Source organism: Stenotrophomonas sp. YJH_SMC_27 (genome assembly GCF_059369815.1).
Genome location: NZ_JCAFTA010000014.1, coordinates 1 through 22941 on the forward strand (window position 1 = coordinate 1; position 22941 = coordinate 22941).

General features: G+C 66.3%; 25 protein-coding genes. 12 read left to right on the plus strand and 13 right to left on the minus strand.

All coding sequences use genetic code 11. The features are described from left to right. Positions 1 to 275 precede the first annotated feature (275 nt). From zupT to AC5P7R_RS17860, 3 genes are all read right to left on the minus strand, one after another. Complete coding sequence (gene zupT, locus AC5P7R_RS17850; RefSeq protein ID WP_019660453.1) at positions 276 to 1085, minus strand: zinc transporter ZupT; 810 nt, start codon at positions 1083 to 1085, stop codon at positions 276 to 278. Between the two features lie 86 nt (positions 1086 to 1171). Continuing rightward, positions 1172 to 1588 (minus strand): energy transducer TonB, encoded by a 417-nt coding sequence (locus tag AC5P7R_RS17855; protein ID WP_019660452.1) that lies wholly within the window; start codon positions 1586 to 1588, stop codon positions 1172 to 1174. After that, positions 1585 to 1935: a 4a-hydroxytetrahydrobiopterin dehydratase gene (locus AC5P7R_RS17860; RefSeq protein WP_021203009.1), complete on the minus strand. Its 351-nt coding sequence runs from the start codon at positions 1933 to 1935 to the stop codon at positions 1585 to 1587. Before AC5P7R_RS17860 ends, AC5P7R_RS17855 begins: the two co-directional genes overlap by 4 nt. Positions 1936 to 2025: 90 nt before the next feature. Here AC5P7R_RS17860 and AC5P7R_RS17865 point away from each other — a divergent pair, with 90 nt between their 5' ends. Continuing rightward, positions 2026 to 2625: an NfuA family Fe-S biogenesis protein gene (locus AC5P7R_RS17865; RefSeq protein WP_021203010.1), complete on the plus strand. Its 600-nt coding sequence runs from the start codon at positions 2026 to 2028 to the stop codon at positions 2623 to 2625. A 10-nt stretch (positions 2626 to 2635) separates the two neighbouring features. After that, a complete protein-coding gene (locus AC5P7R_RS17870) occupies positions 2636 to 4402 on the plus strand; it encodes a hypothetical protein (RefSeq protein WP_021203011.1) in 1767 nt (588 codons plus the stop codon). A gap of 102 nt (positions 4403 to 4504) precedes the next feature. Here the strand turns inward: AC5P7R_RS17870 and AC5P7R_RS17875 are convergent, their stop codons facing one another. Continuing rightward, the gene (locus tag AC5P7R_RS17875; protein WP_021203012.1) at positions 4505 to 4918 is read right to left on the minus strand and encodes a barstar family protein; all 414 of its coding nucleotides are present in this window, start codon (positions 4916 to 4918) and stop codon (positions 4505 to 4507) included. Then, positions 4918 to 5370 (minus strand): guanyl-specific ribonuclease, encoded by a 453-nt coding sequence (locus AC5P7R_RS17880; RefSeq protein WP_188249599.1) that lies wholly within the window; start codon positions 5368 to 5370, stop codon positions 4918 to 4920. Before AC5P7R_RS17880 ends, AC5P7R_RS17875 begins: the two co-directional genes overlap by 1 nt. A 221-nt stretch (positions 5371 to 5591) precedes the next feature. Between AC5P7R_RS17880 and AC5P7R_RS17885 the strand changes: the two genes are divergently transcribed. Beyond that, a complete protein-coding gene (locus AC5P7R_RS17885; RefSeq protein ID WP_005410310.1) occupies positions 5592 to 6203 on the plus strand; it encodes a superoxide dismutase in 612 nt (203 codons plus the stop codon). 131 nt (positions 6204 to 6334) lie between these two features. On the opposite strand, the gene AC5P7R_RS17890 is transcribed toward AC5P7R_RS17885, so the two are convergent. Continuing rightward, positions 6335 to 7183: an endonuclease/exonuclease/phosphatase family protein gene (locus AC5P7R_RS17890; protein ID WP_021203014.1), complete on the minus strand. Its 849-nt coding sequence runs from the start codon at positions 7181 to 7183 to the stop codon at positions 6335 to 6337. A gap of 163 nt (positions 7184 to 7346) precedes the next feature. Here AC5P7R_RS17890 and AC5P7R_RS17895 point away from each other — a divergent pair, with 163 nt between their 5' ends. Together AC5P7R_RS17895 and AC5P7R_RS17900 are read left to right on the plus strand one after the other, a co-directional pair. Next, entirely contained in the window at positions 7347 to 8912 is a 1566-nt protein-coding gene (locus AC5P7R_RS17895) for a POT-type proton-dependent oligopeptide transporter (protein WP_478435928.1), read from the plus strand. A 7-nt stretch (positions 8913 to 8919) separates the two neighbouring features. Next, complete coding sequence (locus tag AC5P7R_RS17900) at positions 8920 to 9546, plus strand: rhomboid family intramembrane serine protease (RefSeq protein WP_478435927.1); 627 nt, start codon at positions 8920 to 8922, stop codon at positions 9544 to 9546. Between the two features lie 41 nt (positions 9547 to 9587). Here the strand turns inward: AC5P7R_RS17900 and AC5P7R_RS17905 are convergent, their stop codons facing one another. After that, complete coding sequence (locus tag AC5P7R_RS17905; protein ID WP_167692790.1) at positions 9588 to 9749, minus strand: hypothetical protein; 162 nt, start codon at positions 9747 to 9749, stop codon at positions 9588 to 9590. A gap of 209 nt (positions 9750 to 9958) precedes the next feature. Between AC5P7R_RS17905 and AC5P7R_RS17910 the strand changes: the two genes are divergently transcribed. From AC5P7R_RS17910 to AC5P7R_RS17930, 5 genes are all read left to right on the plus strand, one after another. After that, entirely contained in the window at positions 9959 to 10261 is a 303-nt protein-coding gene (locus tag AC5P7R_RS17910; protein ID WP_019660442.1) for a GNAT family N-acetyltransferase, read from the plus strand. Positions 10262 to 10298: 37 nt separating this feature from the next. Continuing rightward, positions 10299 to 11180, plus strand: a complete 882-nt coding sequence (locus AC5P7R_RS17915; RefSeq protein ID WP_134732265.1) for a DUF3298 and DUF4163 domain-containing protein — start codon at positions 10299 to 10301, stop codon at positions 11178 to 11180. 19 nt (positions 11181 to 11199) lie between these two features. Further along, positions 11200 to 12315 carry a cyclopropane fatty acyl phospholipid synthase gene (gene cfa / locus AC5P7R_RS17920; RefSeq protein ID WP_478435926.1) on the plus strand — a complete coding sequence of 372 codons (1116 nt, stop codon included), beginning with the start codon at positions 11200 to 11202 and terminating at the stop codon, positions 12313 to 12315. A gap of 150 nt (positions 12316 to 12465) precedes the next feature. Next, on the plus strand, positions 12466 to 12873 hold the full coding sequence (locus AC5P7R_RS17925; RefSeq protein ID WP_227853555.1) for a hypothetical protein: 408 nt from the start codon (positions 12466 to 12468) through the stop codon (positions 12871 to 12873). Continuing rightward, positions 12849 to 13217, plus strand: a complete 369-nt coding sequence (locus AC5P7R_RS17930) for a hypothetical protein (protein WP_227853556.1) — start codon at positions 12849 to 12851, stop codon at positions 13215 to 13217. The genes AC5P7R_RS17925 and AC5P7R_RS17930 overlap by 25 nt, the downstream gene beginning before the upstream one ends. Before the next feature lie 63 nt (positions 13218 to 13280). On the opposite strand, the gene AC5P7R_RS17935 is transcribed toward AC5P7R_RS17930, so the two are convergent. Further along, entirely contained in the window at positions 13281 to 15449 is a 2169-nt protein-coding gene (locus AC5P7R_RS17935) for a M3 family metallopeptidase (protein WP_459390061.1), read from the minus strand. A gap of 130 nt (positions 15450 to 15579) precedes the next feature. On the opposite strand from AC5P7R_RS17935, the gene AC5P7R_RS17940 reads away from it, so the two are divergent. Further along, on the plus strand, positions 15580 to 16059 hold the full coding sequence (locus AC5P7R_RS17940; protein ID WP_111104338.1) for a glutathione peroxidase: 480 nt from the start codon (positions 15580 to 15582) through the stop codon (positions 16057 to 16059). Positions 16060 to 16093: 34 nt separating this feature from the next. On the opposite strand, the gene AC5P7R_RS17945 is transcribed toward AC5P7R_RS17940, so the two are convergent. The 5 genes from AC5P7R_RS17945 to AC5P7R_RS17965 all read right to left on the minus strand — a co-directional run bounded on the left by AC5P7R_RS17945 (position 16094) and on the right by AC5P7R_RS17965 (position 21244). After that, the gene (locus AC5P7R_RS17945) at positions 16094 to 16651 is read right to left on the minus strand and encodes a TlpA disulfide reductase family protein (RefSeq protein WP_227852243.1); all 558 of its coding nucleotides are present in this window, start codon (positions 16649 to 16651) and stop codon (positions 16094 to 16096) included. Between the two features lie 110 nt (positions 16652 to 16761). Beyond that, positions 16762 to 17541 carry a ferredoxin--NADP reductase gene (locus tag AC5P7R_RS17950; protein WP_478405367.1) on the minus strand — a complete coding sequence of 260 codons (780 nt, stop codon included), beginning with the start codon at positions 17539 to 17541 and terminating at the stop codon, positions 16762 to 16764. Between the two features lie 80 nt (positions 17542 to 17621). Then, positions 17622 to 19493, minus strand: a complete 1872-nt coding sequence (locus AC5P7R_RS17955; protein WP_188249598.1) for an ABC transporter ATP-binding protein — start codon at positions 19491 to 19493, stop codon at positions 17622 to 17624. A gap of 368 nt (positions 19494 to 19861) precedes the next feature. Next, the gene (locus AC5P7R_RS17960) at positions 19862 to 20311 is read right to left on the minus strand and encodes a carboxymuconolactone decarboxylase family protein (RefSeq protein WP_019660434.1); all 450 of its coding nucleotides are present in this window, start codon (positions 20309 to 20311) and stop codon (positions 19862 to 19864) included. A gap of 36 nt (positions 20312 to 20347) precedes the next feature. After that, the gene (locus AC5P7R_RS17965; protein WP_478435923.1) at positions 20348 to 21244 is read right to left on the minus strand and encodes an RNA polymerase sigma-70 factor; all 897 of its coding nucleotides are present in this window, start codon (positions 21242 to 21244) and stop codon (positions 20348 to 20350) included. 148 nt (positions 21245 to 21392) lie between these two features. On the opposite strand from AC5P7R_RS17965, the gene AC5P7R_RS17970 reads away from it, so the two are divergent. Continuing rightward, positions 21393 to 22910, plus strand: coding sequence for a fumarate hydratase (locus AC5P7R_RS17970; RefSeq protein ID WP_134732275.1), 1518 nt, complete (start codon positions 21393 to 21395; stop codon positions 22908 to 22910). Positions 22911 to 22941: the final 31 nt, after the last annotated feature.

Consider the following 22941-nt stretch of genomic DNA (forward strand, 5'->3'; position numbering starts at 1 on the left):
GCCCGAGCGACTCGGCCAACTCCACGGCTTGGTGCTTGAACTCATCGGTATAGCTACGACGGGTGATACGGGACATAAGGGACCTCCAGGTGCGATCAAAGTATCGCTTCTTGGCGTCCGCTGACGGGGGGCCAGATCAGTAAGCGCCATGGATGGCGCGCCCAAGCCCCCAAGGATGGGTTTACGGCGTCCCCCGCAAACCCACCTCGGCCGGCCCAACCCGGAATGTCGCTCCGCCAGCCGCGAGGGGGCTCAGCCCGTTGGCCGGGAACCCCTCACCACTTGAACAGCACCAGGCTGATCGCCAGGGTGCCCATGCCGGCCACCAGGCCATACACGGTTTCGTGGCCCTTGGCATAACGCTTGGCCGCCGGCAGCAGCTCATCCAGCGCAAGGAACACCATCACGCCGGCGATCAGTCCGAACACCCAGCCAAACGTGGCGTGCGACAGCGATCCTGACAGCAGCCAGTAGCCCAGCGCCGCGCCCACCGGCTCGGCCAGGCCGGACAGCAGGCTGGCACTGAATGCATAGGCCTTGTTCTGGGTGGCGAAGTACACAGGCACCGCGATCGCGATGCCCTCGGGGATGTTGTGGATGGCAATGGCAAAGGCCAGCGGCATGCCCACCGACGGGCTTTCCAGCGTGGCGAAGAAGGTCGCCAGCCCTTCCGGGAAATTGTGCGCTGTGATCGCGACCGAGGTCAGCAGCGCGACCCGCTTCAGGTACTCGCGGCTGTTTTCGCGGAACGCGGGGTCCTGCTTGTCCAGGCTGTCATGCGGATTGGGAATGAAGTGATCGATCAGCACGATGACGATCACGCCCAGCAGGAACGCCAGGGTGCCGTAGGTGAAGCCGCTGCGCTCGCCATAGGCCAGGGCGAACGATGCGATGGACTTGTTGAGGATTTCCGAGAGCGACACATAGACCATCGCACCGCCGGCGAAGGCCAGGCCAAAGGCCAGCAGGCGCGGGTTAGGGCGGCGCGAGAACAGCACCAGCAGGCTGCCGATGGCGGTGGCCAGGCCGGCCGCGAGGGTGACCGCCAGCGCGATCCAGACGTTTTCAGGGGGAATCTGCAGCATTTGCCGACGCGGTCCTGGTCAACAGACAACCGCCCCGGATGAGCCCGGGGCGGGTAGGGCGAGGCGGGCCTTGTCGGGGCGCGCGATCAGCCGCCGCGGCGCAGGCGCTCTTCGATCGCGAAACACTGGTCCGGCTTCGGCTGCGGCGGGTTGAAGCTGACCGGCACCTGGATGGTGGCCGGCACGGCAGCGCCGTTACGGGTGGCAGCCTTGAACTGCCAGCCCTGCACGGCCGTTTTGGCCAGTTCGTCCAGCTGCGGGTTGCCGGCGCCGGTCAACAGGGCGACCTCGCTTGGCTTGCCGTCGGTGCCGATGGTCACCTTGAACGTGCTGGTGCCACCCACGCCCATGCAGGCCAGTTCAAGCGGGTACTGCGGCGGCGGCGTCTTCACCGCGGCCACCTCGGTCGGCGCGGTCGCTGGCGGCGCCGGCGGCTCGGAGGCACCACAACCGGCCAGGCCGGTCGCAGCAATCAGGGACAGGCTCAGCAAACGTACGTTCATGGCAGTTGCTCCGTCAGGGCCGAAGTCTTTGCCGCGCAGATGAAGTCGTTCTCGCTCAGGCCGCCCACATCGTGGGTGGAAAAGCGCACCACAGCGCGGTCGTAGTGCACGCCCAAGTCCGGATGGTGGTCCTCGCGGTGGGCAATCCAGGCCAGCGCGTTCACGAAGGCCATGGTGGCGTAGTAATCCTTGAAGCGGAAGGTGCGCGTCAGGGCCTGCCCGCCCTCGCTCAGCTCCCAGCCGGGAACCTGCGGCAGCAGTTCGGCCAGGCGGGCCTCGCCAAGCTTGTGGTCGCTGCCTTTGCGCGGCACGCAACGGGCCTGGGCCAGTGGAATCAGGTCGGCCATGGGAATCTCCACCTCGTGTTGACTGAACAATGCGCCGGACGGTGTATAAACCGAATGAGCGGCTGACGCGTACTTGGCTAGAATAGCCTGATGATCCAGATCTCCGACACTGCCCAGACCCACTTCCGCAAGCTGATCGAACGCGAGGGCGTGCCCGGCATGGGCGTGCGCCTTAGCGCGGTCGACCCCGGTACCCCGCGCGCCGACGCCCGGCTGGAGTTCGCCGAACCGACCGACCTGCTCGGCGATGAGTGGGCGGTGGACTGCGAAGGATTCACCCTGTACGTCGATGCCGGCAGCGTCGGCTGGCTGGACGGGGCCGAGATCGACATCGTCGCCGGTACCGCCGGCACCCAGCAGCTGACCATCAAGGCGCCGCGCATCAAGGGTGAAGCGCCCGGTGATGCGGCCTCGCTGGTCGAGCGCGTGCACTGGGTGGTGGAGAACGAAGTCAATCCGCAGCTGGCCTCGCATGGCGGCAAGGTGGCCGTGCAGGAAGTCTCGGCCGACGGCGTGGTACTGCTGCGCTTCGGCGGTGGCTGCCAGGGCTGTGGCATGGCCGATGTGACACTGAAGCAGGGCATCGAAAAGACCCTGATGGGCCGCGTGCCGGGCGTGACCGCCGTGCGCGACGCGACCGACCACGACAGCGGCCACGCGCCGTACATACCGCGCGACAACGTCGCCTGATCGCTGACGCGTGCCTCTGACCCGGGCCGAGCAACTCATCGATCTACTGCTGGCGCGCCAGCAGCCCCGCGCCGTCCTCGAGAAGACCACGCGCCTGCCTTATGGCTGGGCGCTGTGGCTGCGCTCGCTGGGGCCGCTGCCGCGGCCGTACCACGCGCGCGACGTGATCGCGGTATTGCTGCCCCGACCGTTGCCGGGGCCACCCGGTCAATCGCCGCAGCTGTCGCCGTGGCAGGCGCTGCGCCGCTTGTTCTGGCAGGACTGGGACGCCGCGCCGCGCGACCAGCGCTGGATGCGTTGGGTCTCGGCCTTGGCCAGCGCGCTGCTGCATCTGCTGTTCTTCATGCTGCTGCTGTGGGTGGCGGTGATCCGCACCACGGCACCGGAAGCGGAGGGCGCCGAAGGCGAGCGCTTGCAGGTGGAGTTCGTCGGTCGCGCTACCCAGGAAGGCGGCGGCGATCAGCCAGGTGCGGAAGCGGCGGCCGCTGCACCGCCGGGCCAGGTTGCAGCTGGCCAGAACGCAGGGGCCGCAACGGCGCCTGAGCCGCGTCCGGCGTCCGCGTCGGCAGCTGCGTCCGCACCCGCTCCGGCTGCAGTGGCCAGCGTGCCGCCGCCGCCCACCGAATCCGAGCCGGCGCCGGTCGCGGCACCGCCGCCGTCTCCGGTGCAGGCCACCGAAGTAGCCGAGGCCAGTGCGGATTTCGTGGTGCCGCCGGTGAGCGTGCCGCGTACCGAGGTCAGCATCGTGCCGCGTGACACCACGCCCACGGTGCGCGAGCGCAGTGTGCAGCCGGTGCAGGTGCCGCCGGCCCCGGCCGCACTGCGTGCGCCGGAGATCGCGGTGCGGACGCCGCAGCTGCGTGACATCCCGGTGCAGGAGCGTGAAATCAGTACGGTCGATGCACCGGCGATATCGCAGCCGCTGCGCACGGCCGATGTACAGGTCCGTGTGCCGCAGCGCGATGTGCAGGTGCGCGAGCGCGAAGTGCAGGCCGTGGTCGATCCGCAGGTGCGGATGGCTGCTGTGGCCGGGCGCGAGCCGACCGTGCGAGCGCCGGCAGGCCGTGACCTGCAGGTGCGCGAGCGCGAAGTTGCGTCGGCACCCGCGGCGGCGCCTTCAACGTCCAGCGGCAGCGCGCCAGCGACAACGGCCGCGCCTGCGGCCAGTGGCAGTGCGCGCCAGGCCGAAAGCAGCACGCCACGGCCGTCCGCCTCCAGCACGAAACCGGCCCAGGCTGGAGCGCGCCCGGCCCCCGATCCGGGCAACTGGGCCACGCCCGCCAAGGGCGATGACTGGGGGGCGTCGAGCCGCAAACAGGACGGCGCCGACAAGGGCGCCCGCCAGGCCAGCGCCACCGGCAAGGGCAGTGGCCTGTTCAACGCCGATGGCAGCGTCCGCGTGCCGGGCCAGGAAGGCGATGGACGTGCCGAGCGCGGTGCGCCCGGTGGTGCCAACGATGGCTGGAGCAAGGAACGCATCGCGCAATCGGGCACCTGGTTGAAGCGACCGCCTTACGACTACACGCCCACGTCATTCGACAAATACTGGGTCCCGCAGGAATCGCTGCTGGCCGAGTGGGTGCGCAAGGGAATAAAGGCAATGGAGATTCCGTTGCCGGGTACCAATACGAAGATTTCCTGCGTGATCTCGATCCTGCAGGCCGGTGGTGGCTGTGGCCTTACCAATCCGAACATGCAGGACCAGCCGGCCGTGGCGCGGCCACCGCCGGACATTCCGTTCAAGAAAGAACTGCAGGAAGATAACGGGAGCCGGTAGGCTAGGGAGCGCGCCACGCCCTGGCAGGCTCGCTTGGGTAGGTGTCAATCTTGGTTGGCACAGAAGCGCCTACCAAGGTCGGCATCCACCACGGCAGTGACCTTACGCGCTCTGCGACAGGAACACCCAGAACGGGACGTCGCGGCCAAGCCAGTCGCGGCTGGTCTCGTCCATCACGTCCAGCAGGGTGTCGAAGTCCTTCTGCGCGGTGGCGCGCAGCGCGTCCACGTCGCACAGGAACAGTGCATAGCCGTTGGCTGGCAGCCATTGCAGGTCGCGTAGATTGTCCGACAGCGCATCCCAGTTGCCGCCGAAACCGGCCGGAAAATCCAGCTGCGCGGCCAGCCGTGCGAGCAGGGTGCGCTTGTCGGCCACCCCTTCCAGATCGATGCGGATCACCTTCAGCCCGGCATCGCGCATTGCGGCGGCCAGGGCGCCGATGTCGTCGCTGTCGATGGTGTAGACACCGGCATTGTTGATGTCGTGCAGGCCGAGGCCGAAATCGTCATGGCTCATCACTGCGCTCCCTGGGCCGGTACGGTGAAGCTGCGGAATGATTCGTAATGGTCGTCGGTGTAGTACCACGCCTCCGGCGGATCGCCGCCGGTGACGATGCGGCGCGTGCCACGGGTGCGCGCTCCGGGGGTGTCCACGGTGTATTCGCGGTAGTAGCCGCGCGGACGCTGCGGTAACTGCTGTTCGCGGTTGCCGAACGTGCTGCCATCCTGGCGGTGCGGGAACGGCCCGCCGCGCTGGATCAGCGCGATCGTCTGCCGGGCTTCGGCGGGCAGGAAGGCGGGCAGACCGTTGCCCTTGCCGGGCGTGGCCGTGGCCGGTGCGCGCGCGGCAGGCGCACCCTGCAGGTCCGGCGCGAACTGCGGCGCCGGCGGGCGCTGCATGAAATGGTTGACTATCAGGCCGAGCAGCAGCAGGGCGATGGCGGTGATCAGCAGCCGGGGGTTGCGCATGGGCAAGGGAGCGGGCGAGGGTGGTGCTCGCACTGTAGCGCCTGCGCGCTGCACGGCGCATGAGGAAGGGGCTGCGTCACCGCCGCGTAACAATTGCCGTCGTGCTCACCGGCGGGACGCAATTTCCTTTACATCCCCCTTGGTAATCTGCCGTTCTGTCCCCATCATTCACCGCGCACCGCCCGACAACGTCGGGTGCCCTCGCAATCAGGAGATGCACCATGGCCTATACCCTGCCCAAGCTGTCCTACGCCTACGACGCGCTGGAACCGCATATCGATGCGGCGACGATGGAAATCCATCACACCAAGCATCACCAGACCTACATCAACAACGTCAACGCGGCGCTGGAAGGCACCGAGTACGCTGACCTGCCGGTCGAAGAACTGGTGAAGAAGCTCAAGTCGCTGCCGGAGAACCTGCAGGGTCCGGTGCGCAACAACGGTGGTGGCCATGCCAACCACTCGCTGTTCTGGACCGTGATGGCTCCCAATGCTGGCGGCAACCCGGTGGGCGACGTGGCCAAGGCCATCGACAAGGACCTGGGCGGCTTCGACAAGTTCAAGGACGCCTTCACCAAGGCGGCGCTGACCCGTTTCGGCAGCGGCTGGGCGTGGCTGAGCGTGACCCCGGACAAGAAGGTGGTGGTCGAAAGCACCGGCAACCAGGACAGCCCGCTGATGGAAGGCAACACCCCCATCCTCGGCCTGGACGTGTGGGAGCACGCGTACTACCTGAAGTACCAGAACCGTCGCCCGGAATACATCGGCGCGTTCTTCAACGTCATCGACTGGAACGAAGTCGAGCGCCGTTACCAGGAAGCGATCGCCTGATCGCGGTGATGGGATGAATGGAGAAGGCCGGGGAAAACCCGGCCTTTTCTGTTGCAGCAATCATTCGGTAGTGCCGGCCGCTGGCCGGCAATCGTGTGATCCCCGGGGAGCCGGCCCGCGGCCGGTACTCCCTATTCGGCGGTGGCCGTATTGCCTTGCAGGCGCAACGTGGCCATCACGCCCAAGCGCAGGCCGGGCAGGTCGCCGTCGGCCGGCAGCAGGATCGGCTGCTGGCGGATGCCATCGAAATGCTTGACCTGGAAGAGCACATCCAGACCATGGCCAGTGCTGCCCCCGCCACTGGCCGCAGGCGCCTCGGCGCGGCCGCCGGGATTGCGCCGCGCCGGCTGGAAGCCCGGCGTGCTGCGCACCAGTTCCATCGTGTTGGCCGAGAAGTCGCCGGCGATCAGGCTGGGCATGCCCTCGGCGGTGGCACCAATCCAGGTCATCAGGTCGCTGGTCTGGTGCTGGCGCGCGGCGGCCTCGTCCGGGTCGGGGCGGAGCCGTGCCACATAGATGTTGACCAGCGCCTCGCCCAGCTTCAGCCGCATCATGCCGGCCGCGCTGAAGGTGCCGGGAGGATGCAGCAGGGTCACGCCGTCCTCGCTGACCGGCAGCCGGGTCAGCATCGCGTTGCCATGCCGCAATGTCTGGCTGGGTGGATCGGCGGTAACGAAGTCGCAGCTGTAACGCAGCCGGCTGGCCAGCCAGCAGGCCGGGTTGCGGCCCTGCTGCTGCAGCACCTGCTGCACCGAGATCACGTCCGGCTGCAGGTCGGTCAGCAACTGCGCGACCTGCTCGCGGCGCAACTTCCATTGCGCATCATCGTGGCTGGGCAGCTCCAGCGCGGCCACCGTCAGCTGGCGGGAGCCGCTTTCGCTGGCCGCCGTGGCCGGTGCCTGCGGCCGCGCCTGTGCCTGCAACGCCATCAGCAGCATCAGGCAACTGAGCAGGAGACGGGCGGGGGGGAGGGGGCGCATAACGATAAGTTTACGCTTTTGTCGTGCAGGTGCCGTGACTTCCGGCACGGAGCGCGGTTGCCTGCCATGGATGGGCACCGTTGTCATGCAGCCCTGCAGCGTGCTTCGCAAGGCCCGGTTCCGGTAACCTTGCGCCTTTCGCTTTGCAGGAATGCCTTACAGGATGAGCCACGACGCAGTTGCCCCCATCGCCGGCCAGGGAAAGATGCCGCGCCAGATCCCGTACATCATCGGCAATGAGGCCTGCGAGCGGTTCAGTTTCTACGGGATGCGCAACATCCTGGTGCAGTTCCTGATCACCTCGCTGCTGTTGCAGGAAATCACAGCCGAAGGCCGTGCCGGTGAAGCCAAGGACATCATGCACAGCTTCATGATCGGCGTGTATTTCTTCCCGCTGCTCGGAGGTTGGCTGGCCGACAGGTTCTTCGGCAAGTACCACACCATCCTCTGGTTCAGCCTGGTCTACTGCGCCGGCCATCTGTGCCTTGCCCTGTTCGAGAACAGCCGCGAGGGCTTCTTCCTCGGCCTGGGCCTGATCGCCCTGGGTGCCGGTGGCATCAAGCCGCTGGTGGCCTCCTTCATGGGCGACCAGTTCGACCAGAGCAACAAGCACCTGGCCAAGATCGTCTTCGACGCCTTCTACTGGATCATCAACTTCGGCTCGCTGTTCGCCTCGCTGCTGATCCCGCTGGCGCTGAAGAACTGGGGCCCGCAGTGGGCGTTCGGCATCCCGGGCATCCTGATGTTCATCGCCACCTTCGTGTTCTGGCTGGGCCGCAAGCGTTACGTGCTGGTGCCGCTGCCACCGAAGGACCCGCACTCGTTCGCCAACGTGGTGCGCACTGCGCTGACCGCACGCGCGGCCGGCCAGGGCCGCCCGGGCCTGGTGATCGCCGTGCTCGGCCTGGTGCTGGCAGCGGCGTCGTTCGGCCTGGTCGGTTCGCTGGGCATCGTGATCTGCCTGTGCCTGGCGCTGGTGGCCATTCTCGCCGGCATCGGTGGCGGCACCTGGTTGCAGCTGGACCGGGCCCGTGGCCAGCATCCAGCCGAAGCCGTGGAAGGCGTGCGCTCGGTGCTGCGCGTGCTGGTGATCTTCGCGCTGACCACGCCGTTCTTCTCGCTGTTCGACCAGAAGGCCTCGACCTGGGTCCTGCAGGGCCAGCAGATGCAGATGCCGAGCTGGTTCAGCGCCTCGCAGATGCAGGCGCTGAACCCGCTGCTGGTGATGATCCTGATTCCGTTCAATAACCTGGTGCTGTACCCGGCCCTGCGCCGCTTCGGCTTCGAACCGACCGCGCTGCGCCGCATGACCGCCGGCATCGCCTTCAGTGGCCTGGCCTGGATCGTGGTCGGCGGCATCCAGGTGGTGATGGACGGCGGCAACGCTTTGTCGATCTTCTGGCAGATCCTGCCGTATGCATTGCTGACCTTCGGTGAGGTGCTGGTCTCGGCCACCGGCCTGGAGTTCGCCTACAGCCAGGCGCCGCAGGCGATGAAGGGCGTGGTGATGAGCTTCTGGAACCTGACCACCACCATCGGCAACCTGTGGGTGCTGCTGTCGAACGCTGCCGTGCGCAACGACGCGGTGACCCACAAGATCGCCAGTACAGGCCTCAGCGAGGCGGCATTCCTGATGTTCTTCTTTGCCGGTTTCGCCTTCGTCGCGGCGTTGGCCTTCGGTTGGTACGCGAAACGCTATCGTATGGTCGACAACTACCGTAGCGCCTGAGCCTGACATGACCCCCGTCAATCTGCTGTTGATCGCTATTACCGCCATCGTGTCGTGGATGGCGTTCAACAATCGCAAGCTGGCCGACCGCCTGATCCTGTGGCCGCCGGCCATCGACCGTCACCGCCAGTACGACCGGCTGGTGACCTATGGCTTCATCCACGCCGACTGGTCGCACCTGATCTTCAACATGATCACCCTGTTCTTCTTCGGGGGATTCATCGAGAGCGTGATGGTGCAGCTGACCGGCAGCTACCTGACCTACCCGGCGTTCTACATCGGCGCGCTGCTGGTCTCGATCCTGCCCAGCTACCTGAAGAACCAGAAGAACCCGAACTACCTCAGCCTTGGCGCGTCCGGGGCGGTATCGGCGGTGCTGTTCGCCTTCATCCTGATCAAGCCGTGGTCGATCATCCTGGTGTTCTTCATCCCGGCACCGGCGATCATCTATGCCGCGTTCTATGTCGGCTACAGCATCTGGATGGACAAGCGCGGCGGCGACCGCATCAACCACAGCGCGCATCTGGCCGGTGCGGCGTTCGGCGTGATCTTCATGCTGGCCATGCAGCCGAGCATCTTCAACCACTTCCTGCGCGAACTGTCCAACCCGACCTTCCGCCTCGGCGGCGGTTGAAGCGGGTAGCGGGGCGAATCGGTGACGATTCGCCCCGGTTTTCAGAGCGTGTGCTGCTGGCCGTAGGTATCCAGCAGGCGGGCGAACACTTCCTCGCCGATGCGCTGGAAATCCTGGTCTTCGGTCTGCCCTTCCACCGCAAGTTGCAGCAGGCCCTCCAGCAGGGCGCGGTCAGTATCTGAATGGGAATCGCTGGGGTGCATCGGAGCCTCCGCGGGGGTGCGCATGGTCAACGGTCGCAAGGGGCGTGCCAAGCTGGCCGTACCCCTCCACAGGCGATAGCGGCCGTCAGCGCTCCAGCTTGAGGGTCGCAAACTGACGTGAATGGATCAGACTTGCCCCTGTTCAGGCTTCACGCGATCATGGCGCCCGGCTGCGCACCATCCACGCAGTCGCCGCAGGAGACAGTTCCATGGCTTCGGTCACGCCCCCCGGTCTGGCCTATGAGGTCGAACACGACCTGGCCAACCATCGCTTCACCGCCCGTGTGCGTGGACAGCTGGCGGTGCTGGACTACCAGATCAAGCGCAAACGCATGGTCATCACCCACACCGAGGTGCCTGAGCCGATCGCCGGCCGTGGCATCGCCGGTGAGCTGACCCGCGTGGCACTGCGTTTCGCCCGCGAGCAGAAGTACAAGGTGGTGCCGGCCTGTTCCTACGCCGAGGCGTTCCTGCAGCGGCATGAGGAGTATCACGACCTGCTCGCTGGCTGAACGCCGGCGGGCCACGCTTCAGCCATGGCAGGCAATGATGTACAAACATGAACAGGGGATCCCGATGAAGATTGGAAACAACCGGCCACTGCGCGGCAGTGCGTTGGCCGGCGTGGTGGGCGTGCTGTTGCTGGCCGGTTGCCAGCGTGAAAGCGAGCCGGCACCGGCGGCTGAGGCGGCTCCCGCCGTCGAGGCCACCGCCGCAGCCGAAACGCCGGCCACGGAAGCGCCGCTGGACCTGCGCGACGTGATCGAGAACAACGAGCGCGAAGTGGTGGGCATCAGCTACCCGGCCGGCATCGACCGTTATCCGGGGTTGGCCCGTGCGCTGCAGAACTATGCGACGAGTGCGCGCAGTGACCTGCAACAGGCGTTGGACGGGCTCGGCAACGACAAGCCGACCATGCCCTACGAGCTGTCGCTGAGTTTCGAGAAACTGCTGGAAACCCCGCAGCTGGTGGTGGTCAGTGCTGATGGCAGCCGCTACACCGGTGGCGCCCACGGCGAACCGCTGGTGGCGCGCTTCGTATGGCTGCCGCAGCAGCAGCAGATGCTCAGTGCCGACAAGCTGGTGACCGATGCCAAGGGCTGGAAGGTGATCAGTGAGTTCGTCGCCGACCAGCTGCGCGAACGCGTGGCCACGCGGCTCAGCGGCGAGGACATGGACCCGGCCCAACTGCAGGAATCGCTGCGCAACGCATCGCGCATGATCGCCGACGGGACTGGCCCGCAGGCCGACAATTTCAGCCAGTTCCAGCCACTGACCGACGACAAGGGGCAGATCACCGCGCTGCGCTTTGTTTTCCCTCCGTACCAGGTGGGTCCATACTCGGACGGCACCCAGACCGCCGATGTACCGGCGGCGGTGCTGTTGCCGCACGTGGCCAGGGACTACGTGGAGCTGTTCGCACGCGGTTGACCGCAGTGGAGGAGGTGGCGTGGATACAGGGTTGCAGGAGCGGGTCGCCGGCCTGCTTCACGAAGCCGGGGTCCGCATCGGCGGTACCCAGCCGCAGGACATCCAGGTGCATGACCCGCGCTTTTTCGCGCGGGTCATGGGCCAAGGCTCGCTCGGCCTGGGCGAGAGCTACATGGAAGGGTGGTGGGATGCGAACGTCCTGGACGAATTCCTCGTCCACCTGATGCAGGCGCACCTGGATGAACGGGTGCACGGCTGGCGCGAAGTGGCCGATGCGCTGAAGGCGCGCCTGTTCAACCTGCAGGCGGGGCAGGGCAGCTACGAGGTCGGGCGCCGTCATTACGACCTGGGCAACGATCTCTACCAGGCCATGCTGGGCCAGCGCCTGGTCTACAGCTGCGGCTATTGGCGCAACGCCGATGATCTCGACGCCGCACAGGAAGCCAAGCTCGACCTGGTCTGCCGCAAGCTGGGCCTGCGCCCGGGCCAGCGCGTGCTGGACATTGGCTGCGGTTGGGGCGAAGCGCTGAAGTTCGCCGCTGAGCGCTACGGTGTGAGTGGCGTCGGCGTGACGATTTCGCAGGAGCAGGCCGGGTTCGCGCGGAACCTGTGCGCGGGCCTGCCGATCGAGATCCGATTGCAGGACTACCGCGAGCTGGACGAACCGTTCGATGCGATTTTCTCGATCGGCATGTTCGAGCACGTCGGTGACAAGAACTACGCGGGCTTCTTCGAGGTGGCCAAGCGTTGCCTGTCGCCGCGCGGCCTGCTGCTGTTGCACACCATCGGCACCAACATCTCCCGGCATCGCACCGATCCGTGGATCGCGCGCTACATCTTTCCCAACTCGATGCTGCCGTCGGCGGCGCAGATCACCCGGGCGTTCGAAGGCCGTTTCGTGCTGGAAGACTGGCACAACTTCGGCACCGACTACGACCTGACCCTGCAGGCCTGGCGGCGCAACGTGGAAGCGGCGTGGCCACGGCTGGATGCGCGCTATGACGAGCACTTCCGCCGCATGTGGCGCTTCTACCTGGCCGGGTCGATGGCCACCTTCCGCTGCCGCCATGCGCAGTTGTGGCAGCTGGTGCTGTCGCCGGAAGGCGTGCCGGGCGGGTACGTGGCGCCACGGTAGTGTTGCGTCGGGAGAGAGGGATAGATCAGGCCTGATACGACACTCATTGACGCCAAATCCGTGTGTTACACGGTCTGCTCTGCGCGTGGGCGTCGTCGACGCTAAGCTGTTGGGTCGGCGGGATTACCGCATTCCTGAAGGCGTTGCAGCATGGGTTGGGACATCACCTACCATCCAGTCGCGGACTCGGAAATCCGTGGCCTCTATTTCCGTGCGCTGGAGGACGCGACGCTGGTTGAGCCGCTGCAGCAGCAATTCCGGATCGAGCCGTTCTACATGGAGCAGCTGCAGGAACGCATCGACGAGGCTCGCTCGATCAGCGCAGACGTGCCCTTCGAGAAGGGGCATGCTTTGTACCTGGCGATCGTGGCCGGTCACCTGCGCCGGTATCACTATCTTCGCGGGAGCGCCCTTTCGTTCTTCATCGACGATCCGGTGGTTGCCCGCTATTTCGCGGACTGGCGGCAACTGGTGCCGCCACAGTGGGCGGACGCCGCTGCAGGCAACCACCTGCGCGAAAACTACGGTGGTGGGTGTTCATCACGCATGACCGGCTGAAGCAGATGCGCGCGGACTACGCCGGGGACAATGACCTGCGCGCGCGTCTGCACGAGCTGTTCTCCGATGGTCGACTGGCCGTGTTCTGGAGCGTTGTCGATGATGCCATCGGCAATGGATGCGGATTGCTGGAAGCAAGCGAGGTGGTCGAGCCGAATCCGATGGACCTCAACGCATCGACCAGCATGAGCAATCTGCTCAACTGCGCCCCCGATGGCGCGTTGCTGTACGCAGAGGCCGTCGCGGCGGAGCTGGCGCAGTTCGTGCCGGAAACCCTGGATACGGATACGGCTCCGGCGGCAAACACGCAGAAACGATGGTGGGAACGATTGTTCCGGCGATGACCTCAACGAAAAAAACCGCCCGGTCTCCCGGGCGGTTTTCGTTTCACGCTAGCGCGCAGGCGATCAGTTGCCGGCGCCGGTCAGGCCACGCTTTTCCAGCAGCGGTTCGATCTGCGGCTCGTGGCCGGCGAAATCGCGGAACAGCTGCATCGCGTCGACGCTGCCACCCTTGGACAGCAGGGTGGCGCGGAAGTGGTCGCCGTTCTTGCGGCTCAGGCCACCGTTGTCCTTGAACCACTTCTGGGTGTTGGCGTCGAGCACTTCCGACCAGATGTAGGCGTAGTAGCCGGCCGAGTAGCCACCCATGATGTGGCTGAAGTACGGGGTCTTGTAGCGCGGCGGCACCGGCGCGTAGTAGATGCCGTCCTTCTCCAGCGCGGCGCGCTCGAAGGCCATCACGTCCTTGGCGGCCGGCACCTGGTCGGCACCGATCTGGTGCCAGCGCTGGTCCAGCATCGCTGCACCCAGGTACTCGGTGGTGGCGAAGCCCTGGTTGAACTTGGCCGCCGCCAGCACCTTGTCCAGCAGCGCCTGCGGCATCGCCGAACCGTTCTGGTAGTGCTTGGCGTAGTTCTTCAGGATGACCGGGTTGTCGGCCCACATCTCGTTCACCTGCGAGGGGAACTCGACGAAGTCACGCGGCACCGAGGTGCCCGAGAAATACGGGTACTTCACATTGGAGAACATGCCGTGCAGGGCGTGGCCGAACTCGTGGAAGGTGGTGTTCACCTCGTCCCAGGTCAGCAGGGTCGGCTGGCCGGCCGGCGGCTTCGGGATGTTCAGGTGATTGGCGACCACCGGCTTGAAGCCGGTCAGCTTCGACTGCGAGACGTAGGAGTTCATCCACGCGCCGCCGCGCTTGGAGGCGCGTGCGTACGGGTCGAAGATGAAGATTGCCAGCTGGCTGCCGTCGGCGTCGAACACGTCGTAGACGGTCACGTCGTCGTGGTAGACCGGCAGGTCTGTGCGCTGCTTGAAGGTCAGGCCGAATTCCAGGTTGGCGGCATGGAACACGCCGTTCTCCAGCACGTTCTTCATTTCGAAGTACGGCTTCAGCTGCGACTCGTCGAAGTTGTACTTGGCCTGGCGCACCTTCTCGCTGTAGAAGGCCCAGTCCCACGGTTCCAGCTTGAAGGTCGGCTTGCCTGCGGCCTTCTGTTCCTGGTCGATCATCGCCTGCAGGTCGGCGGCTTCGCGCTTGGCGTTGGCCACCGCGGCCGGGGCCAGCTTGCCCAGCATCGCGTTGACCGCTTCCGGCGTCTTGGCGGTCTGGTTGGTCAGGTTGTAGGCGGCGAAGTTCGGGAAGCCCATCAGCTTGGCCTTGTCGGCACGCAGCTGCATGATGCGCGAAACCAGCGCGGTGTTGTCGAACTCACTGCCGCGGCTGCCGCGGCTGACCGACGCTTCGTAGATCTTCTGGCGCAGGGCGCGGTTGGCCAGGTTGGTCAGCGGCGGCTGGCCGGTGGTGTTGAGCAGGGTGATTACATACTTGCCTTCCAGGCCCCGGGCCTTGGCGGCTTCGGCGGCGGCGGCGATCTGCTCCTTGGACAGCCCGTCCAGTTCCTTGACGTCGTCGACGGTGATCGCCGAGGCGTTCACTTCCGACTGCACGTTCTGGCTGAACCTGGTGCCCAGGCTGGCCAGTTCGGCGTTCATCTCCTTCAGCTTGGCCTTGTCGGCCTCGGACAGCTTGGCGCCGGCGCGCACGTAGTTGTCGTAGTACTTCTCGACCAGGCGCACGCCTTCGGCGTCCAGGCCCAGCTGGCTGCGGGTGTCATACAGCGCCTGGATGCGGGCGAACAGCTTGCCGTTCAGCGCGATCGCATCGCTGTGCGCGGCGAACTTCGCCGAGTAGTCGGCCTGCAGCTTCTTGCGGGTGTCATTGGTGTCGGCGCCGACCAGGCTGAAGAACACGGTGGTCGCACGGTCGAGGATGTCACCGCTCTTCTCCAGGGCGATGATGGTGTTGTCGAAGGTCGGCTTGGCCTTGTTGTTGGCGATCGCTTCCACTTCCTTCAGCTGCTGCGCCATGCCGGCGTCGAAGGCCGGGGCGAAGTCGCTGTCCTTGATCCTGTCGAACTGTGGGAAGTGCAGCGGCAACGGGCTTTCGGCAAAGAACGGATTGGCCTGCTGGGCGGCGGTGCTGGCGGCCGGGGTAGCGGCGCCGGCCGAGAAGGCGGGCAGGGCAAGGCCGAGGGACATGGCCACGGCAAGGGCAAGGCGAGTGGTCAAGGTAGGAACTCCGGTAAGGCAAACAAGGGCCCGAGGGTAACCCGGCCGGCGGCGCTGGCACTTGTGTCAAAAGGCATGTTGCCGGGGCCGGGCGCGGGTACCATGCATCCACCGCCCACGGCCCGCCATCATGACCAGCGCCTACGATTTCAGCTTCCGTGACCTCGACGGCCAGCCGCAGGCGCTGGATCAGTACCGGGGCCGTCCCTTGTTGCTGGTCAATGTCGCCAGCCGTTGTGGCTTCACCCCGCAGTACACCGGGCTGGAACAGTTGTGGCAGAACTACCGTGAGCGTGGCCTGGTGGTGATCGGCTTCCCATGCAACCAGTTCGGCGCGCAGGAGCCCGGCGACGCCGCGCAGATCCGCCAGTTCTGTTCGCTGGATTATCCGGTCAGCTTCCCGCTGTCGGAGAAGATCGAGGTCAACGGCGAGGGGGCTGATCCGTTGTGGGCCTGGCTGTCACGCGAGAAGCGCGGCCTGCTGGGTAGCGCCCGCATCAAGTGGAATTTCAGCAAGTTCCTGGTCGATCGCCAGGGGCGGGTGGTGTCGCGGCATGCGCCCACCACCAGGCCGGAGCAGCTGCGCGACGAGATCGAAGCGCTGCTGTAACACGCCTTGTTCGCGCAGGAGGCGATGTATGTAGTCAGTGCCCCAGCGCTGCTGCGCCTGCCTCGCGGTTGCGCACTTCTTCCGGCAGTGCATCGATCACCTGTTGCATGATCTGCGGCAGGCTGGCCTCGCTGTAGCCGCGGTGGGCATGGGCGACGGTGCCGTCGCGGCCGACGATGAACATGTGGGGTACTGCGACGATGCCGAATTGCTCGGCCAGCGCGCCGCCGGGATCATGCAGGTACTCCAGCTTCGGCCAGTCGCGCTGACGGATCAGACGGCTGACTTCCAGTCGGGGTTCGCCCCAGTTGACCGCGTAGACCTTCAACGCGTCCTCGCCGACCACCTGTTGCAGATGGGCCAGGATCGGAAGTTCCTTGCGGCAGGGGCCGCACCAAGAGGCCCAGAAGGTCACGATCACGACCTTGCCGCGCTGCTCGGCCAGATTGACCGGATTGCCCTTGCGGTCGTTGCCCAGTGCCTGCGGCGGCACGTCGCCACGGGCGGGCGGCGCAGCCCACGCCGGAGCCGCCGCCAGCAGAAGACCGGCAATCGCCCACGCCCGCATCCGGTGCGGGATCCATGTGTCCATCATCCGTGTATTCCCCAAGAGGGCCATCGGCCCGTGTGTGGCGGACCATGCCGGCAATGCGCAGGGTATGCAACAGGTCGGGTGCAGAGGCGGGGTCGGTGCCCTGCGCTTTACTTCTCGACGAACGCGCGCTCGAAGACATAGTGGCCCGACTGGCCGATGCGCGGCGAAACCTGGAAGCCACGCGCGTCGAGCACGGTGCGCAGATCAGCCAGCATCTGCGGACTGCCGCAGATCATCGCACGGTCGTTTTCCGGGCTCAGTTCCGGCAGGCCGAGGGTGCGCTGCATCTGGCCGCTTTCCATCAGCGAGGTCAGGCGGCCCTGGTTGGCGAAGGGCTCGCGGGTGACAGCCGGGTAGTACAGCAGCTTGTCGCCGATCATGTCGCCGAGGAACTCGTGCTCACGCAGTTCCTTCTCGAAGTAATCGCGATAGGCCAGGTCCTTCTCGTAGCGCACGCCGTGGCACAGGATCACCTTCTCGAAGCGCTCGTAGGTTTCCGGGTCCTTGATCACTGACAGCCACGGCGCCAGGCCGGTGCCGGTGCCCAGCAGGTACAGGTTCCTGCCGGGGTGCAGGTCGCTGATCAGCAGGGTGCCGGTGGGCTTCTTCCCGACCAGCACCTTGTCGCCCGGCTTGATGTGCTGCAGGCGCGAGGTCAGCGGGCCGTCCTGCACCTTGATGCTGAAGAACTCCAGCTGCTCTTCCCAGTTGGCACTGGCGATGGAGTAGGCACGCAGCAACGGGCGCGCCTCGGTTTCCAGGCCGATCATCACGAACTGGCCGTTCTCGAAGCGGAAGCCGCTGTCGCGGGTGGTGGTGAAACTGAAGTAGGCGTCGGTCCAGTGGCGGACCTCAAGCACCGTTTCGGCGCCAAAAGCGGTGGACATGGGCGTATCTATCAAAAGTCGTCGGGGGTGATTCTATCTCAAATGAGACAGGTTCTCATTGGGCAGAACGAGAGGCGTTCTCAGCGATAACCCGCCGCCTGCAGCTCGAACAGCTCGGCGTAGCGGCCACCCTGTGCCATCAGCTGCGCGTGGGTGCCGCTGGCCTCGATCCGGCCGTCGGCCAGGACCAGGATGCGGTCGGCCATGCGTACGGAGGAAAAGCGGTGGGAAATCAGCACTGCGGTGCGATTATCCGCCAGTTCCCTGAACCGCTGGAACACCTCGAACTCGCTGCGCGCATCCAGCGCTGCGGTTGGCTCATCCAGGATCATCACCTGCGCATTGCGCATCCACGCGCGGGCAATGGCGATCTTCTGCCATTGGCCACCGGACAGGTCCACGCCCTGCTTGAAGCGGCGGCCGATCAGCTGGTCGTAACCGCCGGGCAGGTCGTCGATCACGTCCTCGGCCATGCCGCGCCGCGCGGCGTCGGCGATGCGTGCCTGGTCGTCCATCGCCTCGACCTGGCCGACGCCGATGTTCTCGCCGGCGCTGAGGTTGTAGCGCACGAAGTCCTGGAAGATCACCCCGAGGTTGGCGCGCAGGTCGTCCAGGTCGTAGTCGCGCAGGTCACGGCCATCGAGCAGGATGCGGCCCTCGTCCGGCTCGTACAGCCGCGCCAGCAGCTTCACCAGCGTGGTCTTGCCCGCTCCGTTCTCGCCGACCAGGGCCAGCACTTCGCCGGCGTGCAGCTGGAAATCCAGATGGCGCACCGCCCACTGCTCGGCATCGGGATAGCGGAAGCCGACGTTCTCGAACACGAAGCCCTGGCGGATCGGCTGCGGCACGCGCACGGCGCCTTCACGCGAGTGGATTTCCGGCTGGATCTGGAAGAACGAGAACAGGTCATCCAGGTACAGCGCCTGGCTGGCCACCTGCGAGAACCCGATCAGCAGGCCTTCCAGCAGCTGGCGCAGGCGCAGGAAGCTGCCGGCAAGGAAGGTCAGGTCGCCGATCGAGAAGTCGCCGCGCACCGTGCGCCAGGCGATGTAGGCATAGGCGGTGTAGTAGCCCAGCGTGCCCAGCGCGGCCAGCAGCGTGCCCCAGAACGCACGCCGCCGGGCGAGCGCCCGGTTGGCCTGGAACAGCGCCACCGACAGGCGCCGGTAGCGTTCCACCAGGAAGCGGTGCAGGTTGTAGATCTTCACTTCCTTGGCCGTTTCCACGCTGGCACCGAGCTGGCGCAGGTAGTCGAGCTGGCGGCGCTCGGGCGTCCACTGGAAATTGAGGCTGTAGCCGGCCGCGTTGAAGTGCGATTCGCCGATGAAGGCCGGCACCAGCGCCAGCGCCAGCAGCAGGATCAGCCACGGCGCGTAGACCAGCAGGCCGACGGCGAGGCTGGCCACGGTGATCGTGTCCTGCACCTGGCCGAACAGCTGGCTCATCAGGTTCATCCGGCCCATGGTCTGGCGCCGCGCACGGTCCAGCTTGTCCTGCAGGTCCGGATCCTCGAAGTCCTCCAGATCCAGCGTTGCCGCGTGTTCCATCAGCCGGATGCTGGTGACGTTGGCGAACAGCTCCGAGAGCAGGGCATCGGCGTAGCTGACCAGGCGGCCGAGCAGGTCCGAGCCGATGGCCAGGCCGAATTCCAGCGCCAGCAGGCCCAGCAGTGGGTTGAGCAGACCACTGGACAGCGCTTCGCCCAGCGGCGGGAAGCCGGCATCGTGCTGGCTCAGGTGCAGGGCGCTGTCGATGATCAGCTTGCCGACGTACAGCATTGCCACCGGCAGCAGCGCACGGATCAGGCGCAGCCCAAGGCTGGCGAGGGTCAGGACGGGACTGGTCTGCCAGACCATGCGCAGGAAAGGCGGCAGGTTGCGCATCGCCCTGAAGCGCTGGCGCAGGCTGGGTTTCTTCGCGGCGTCAGCGCCAGCGGTGGGGGTAGCAGGCATGCGCGTATTGTGCGCGTCGGACGCGTGCAGATGGGGTCAGTGCAGCCGTGTGGCCGGCACCGGGATCAGATCCCTTTGCAAAGGGATCTGATCCAGCCCCCCGTATCCACGCATGGCGTGGATCTACCGTGTCGACCAAGGTCGACACCTGCCAACAGCAGTAGAAGTCTGTCGAGGGCGGGGTGGGTCAGGTCGCAGGGGCGTGAGCCGCACGGATGCGGCGACCGAGCTTACATGGACGTACTTGCAGCGTCCCCTGCGACCTGACCCACCCTGCCAACCCGCAGAAGAGCCAGCTTCTGCCGTTGCTCCAGCTGTTGCTCTGGCCTCTGCGGGTGCCGGGCGGCAGCCCGGCCAACAGGCCCCTTTTACGGCAGCGGCGGCAGCAACCCTGCACCCAGCCGGTTCCACGCATTGATCACCGCAATGCCCATGCTCAGGTCACTGATGCCCTTCTCATCGAAGTGCGGTGCCAGTGCATCGAACGCCGCCTGCGACGGCGCACCGTCGGTCAGCCGGGTCAGCGCCTCGGCCCAGCCCAGCGCCGCACGTTCACGGGCATCAAAGAAGCGGCTTTCGTGCCAGGCGGGCAGCGTATCGAGCTTGCGCGGCTCGATGCCGCCCTTGCGCAGCGCAGTGCCGTGCATGTCCATGCAGTAGCCGCAGCCGTTGAGCTGCGACACGCGCAGGAACACCAGTTCCATCAGGGTCGGATCGACCGAGCTGTCATGCACCGCCTGGCTGGTGGCCAGCAGGCCCTTGAAGGCCTCGGCGGCCAGGCGGGTGTAGGGGACGCGGGGAGAGGCATGGTTCGACATCGTGGGCTCCACGGCGGCCACAGTGGCCGCCTTTCACTACCAGGACGCCGTACCGTCGCCGCGCGTGACAACGTCCGGCAGCTTCTCCGGATTCAACACGCTGTACACGTTGGCGATGCGGCCATCGACCACTTCGATGGTGGTGATCGAGTGCAGGTGGTCGCCCTGGAAGCGCAGAATCGCCGGCTCGCCATTGACGCAGCCCAGGTGGGCCGGATGCACCGCGCCACGGCGGGCGATGGCCCAGAACAGGCGGCCGATGCGCTCGGCACCCAGCAGTGGGCGGATCGCTGCGGTAACCACGCCGCCACCGTCGGAGACCAGTTGCGCGTTGGCGTGCAGCAGGGCTTGGATCGCCTCGCTGTCGCCGCGCTGCGAGGCGTCCATGAAGCGCGCCAGCAGCTGCCGGTGCTGGCTGGCATCGGCGTTGAAGCGCGGCCGCCGGGCCAGCAGGCGTTGCCGGGCACGGTGCACCATCTGCCGGCAGTTGGCCTCGCTGTGACCGATCAGCTCGGCGATCTCGCGATAGTCGTGGTCGAACGCCTCTTTCAGCAGGAAGGCGGCGCGTTCTTCGGGGCCGAGTTGTTCGAGCAAGGTCAGGAAGGCCACCGAGACATCGTCGGCCAGCGCATGCAGCTGGGCCGGGCCGGGCGCCGGGTCAGGCTCCAGCGTGACGGCCAGCGGCTCGGCCAGCCACGGCCCGACATACTGCGCGCGCTCGCGCTTGGCCGCACGCAGCCGGTCCAGGCCGAGCCGGGTGGTGGTGGTGACCAGCCAGGCCTCGGGGTCGCGGACGCCGGCCGGATCGGCGCCGGACCAGCGCAGCCAGGCATCCTGGACCACGTCTTCGGCGTCGGCGCGGCTGCCGAGCAGGCGATAGGCCAGGGCCATCAGGCGCGGGCGGTGGGTCTGGAAAGCGGTTTCGGCGTTCATGTGGGCAAGGACGCGCCAACGGGGCGGGGCGTGACAGGGCTTCTGGATCTGATCTTGCCGGCCAGCGCCCAGCACGACCACCCCGGGGCCGGGGGAGGGGGTAAAATGGGCGGATTACCCCCGCCAGCCTCGAGCAAGCGAGCAAGCCGTGACATCGATCAAGCAGGAAGACCTCATCCAGTCCATCGCCGACGCGCTGCAGTACATCTCGTACTACCACCCGGTCGACTACATCAAGAACCTCGCCGCTGCCTACGAGCGCGAGGAGTCGCCGGCCGCGAAGGAAGCGATGGCCCAGATCCTGATCAATTCGCGCATGTGCGCCGAGGGCCACCGCCCGATCTGCCAGGACACCGGCATCGTCACCGTGTTCTTGGAAATCGGCATGGACGTGCGCTGGGACGACGCCACCATGGGCGTGGAAGAGATGGCCAATGAGGGCGTTCGCCGCGCCTACATGCACCCGGACAACAAGCTGCGCGCCTCTGTGCTGGCTGATCCGGCCGGCAAGCGCATCAATACCAAGGACAACACTCCGGGCGTGGTCAACGTCAAGGTGGTGCCGGGCAACACCGTCGACGTGATCGTCGCCGCCAAGGGCGGTGGTTCGGAAGCGAAGACCAAGTTCGCCATGCTCAACCCGTCCGACTCCATCGTCGACTGGGTGCTGAAGACCGTGCCGACCATGGGCGCCGGCTGGTGCCCGCCGGGCATGCTCGGCATCGGCATCGGTGGCACCGCCGAGAAGGCGATGCTGCTGGCCAAGGAAGCGTTGATGGAGCCGATCGACATCACCGAACTGCAGGCCCGGGGCGCGTCCAACCGCATTGAAGAGCTGCGCCTGGAGCTGTACGAGAAGGTCAACGCGCTTGGCATTGGTGCGCAGGGCCTGGGGGGCCTGACCACCGTGCTCGACATCAAGATCAAGGATTACCCGACCCACGCGGCCAACCTGCCGGTGGCCATGATCCCGAACTGCGCGGCCACCCGCCATGCGCACTTCACCCTGGATGGCAGCGGCCCGGTGATGCTGGACCCGCCGTCGCTGGAAGACTGGCCGAAGCTGACCTATGACGCGTCCAAGGGCACCCGCGTGGACCTGGACACGATCACCCCGGAAGACGTGGCCAGCTGGAAGCCGGGCCAGACCCTGCTGCTCAACGGCAAGCTGCTGACCGGCCGCGACGCCGCGCACAAGCGCATGGTCGACATGCTCAACAAGGGCGAGGAACTGCCGGTGGATCTGAAGGGCCGCTTCATCTACTACGTCGGCCCGGTAGATCCTGTGCGCGACGAAGTGGTGGGCCCGGCCGGCCCGACCACGGCGACCCGCATGGACAAGTTCACCGAGCAGGTGCTGGCGCAGACCGGCCTGCTGGGCATGGTCGGCAAGGCCGAGCGCGGCCCGGCCGCCATCGAAGCGATCAAGAAGCACAAGTCGGCCTACCTGATGGCCGTTGGTGGTTCGGCCTACCTGGTGTCCAAGGCGATCAAGGCGGCCAAGGTGGTCGGTTTCGGCGACCTGGGCATGGAAGCGATCTACGAGTTCACCGTGCAGGACATGCCCGTGACCGTGGCCGTCGATTCCACCGGCGAATCGGTGCACAAGACCGGCCCGCGCGAATGGCAGGCCCGTATCGGCAAGATTCCGGTGGTGGTGGAGTAATCCTTCCGCCCAGTGTTCAGACAACGGCGCC